At 57.7% G+C, this 1,365-nt stretch carries 1 protein-coding gene; it reads left to right on the forward strand.

Annotated features, from left to right (window positions below; translation table 11 throughout):
• Nucleotides 1-67: 67 nt before the first annotated feature.
• On the forward strand, nt 68-1,120 hold the full coding sequence (locus tag E4K64_RS39810; protein WP_126262250.1) for an IS110 family RNA-guided transposase: 1,053 nt from the start codon (nt 68-70) through the stop codon (nt 1,118-1,120).
• The last annotated feature ends 245 nt before the right edge of the window (nt 1,121-1,365 follow it).

A 1,365-nucleotide genomic window follows, 5' to 3' on the forward strand; every position in this document is an offset into this window, starting at 1 on the left:
ACCATTAATGGGATGACCCGCCCCGTCCTCTCAGTCAGACTGAGTTGGCTTTTGAAAGGAGGAAGCAATGAGGACACGGAACAAGCCCAGGCCGGCAACGGTGTTTGGGATCGACATTGGCAAGAACTTTTTCCACGTCGTTGGGCTCGACGCCGCCGGAATGCCGATCCAGAAGGCGACCTTTCGGCGCGATACGCTCTTGCAGTTCTTCGAACGTGCAGGACCGGCTTTGGTGGGGATGGAGGCCTGCTCCGGCTCGCAATGGTTGGCCCGCAAGATCGCCGCCATGGGGCACACCGTTCGCATTATCCCAGCTCAATTCGTGAAGCCATATGTGAAATCCAACAAAAATGACCTCATCGATGCCGCGGCGATCGCCGAAGCCGTGACGAGACCAACGATGCGCTTCGTCGAGCTAAGGTCGCCTGAGCACATTGACCTGCAAGCGCTGCATCGTGTTCGCGATCGGATGATGTCGCAACGGACGTGCCTCATCAATCAGATGCGCGCTTTTTGCCTGGAATATGGGATCGCTATTCACCAGGGCGCCGGCAAGTTCAAGGCTGATCTGCCGAGGGTTTTGGCCGATCAGTCGAATGATCTAACCTCGGCGATGCGTCGCATTCTTGCATCTACATTTGACGAGCTGCGGCAGCTGGAGCTGCGGATTGCCGAGGTCAACCGCGAGATTGAGGCAATTGCCTCTCAAAGCGATACCGCACGTCGATTGATGACCATCCCTGGCATTGGTCCGCTGGCCGCGACGGCGCTTTTGGCAGCAGCTGGATCTGCCCGCCAGTTCAAAAGGGCCCGCGATATGGCAGCTTGGCTAGGTCTTGTCCCGAGAGAATATTCTACGGGAGGCAAAACGAAGCTGCTGGGGATAAGCAAGCGCGGCAATCGATATCTGCGCCGGATGATCATCCATGGCGCCCGTTCCTGCGTGACTCATCTTGATCGCTCGCGATATCGCCTTGGCGCGTGGCTTGATGGACTTCAGGCACGCATGCACACTAACAAGGTCACCGTCGCCTTGGCGGCCAAGATTGCGCGGATCGCATGGGTGGTGATGACCAAGCCCGGCGCAAGCTATGAACGGCGGGATCCGGCCTTTAGCTGATCCCGTTTGTTCCAGACTGCGAGGTTCGTGAAGGTGATGACGAAACAGTCGATCGGCGCGCCGTAAACCCTGTGCAAAAAAGCGGGCTTCGAGCCCGAACCATTTATCTGGGAACGGCACGCGCGGATCTCATCATGGCCTGGCCGCAACAGCGGCCCACTTGCAAGAGGCCGGATACATTTGTGCAGACTGCATCGTCCTCATTAAACGACCTTGCACGGGCGGGGCGGGTCATACATTTTTTG

This window comes from Bradyrhizobium frederickii (assembly GCF_004570865.1).
In the GTDB taxonomy this organism is placed as follows: domain Bacteria; phylum Pseudomonadota; class Alphaproteobacteria; order Rhizobiales; family Xanthobacteraceae; genus Bradyrhizobium; species Bradyrhizobium frederickii.

What these genes read in the sequence shown, in the direction of transcription:
- E4K64_RS39810 (WP_126262250.1), top strand. Translation starts at nt 68, where the DNA reads ATGAGGACACGGAACAAGCCCAGGCCGGCAACGGTGTTTGGGATCGAC.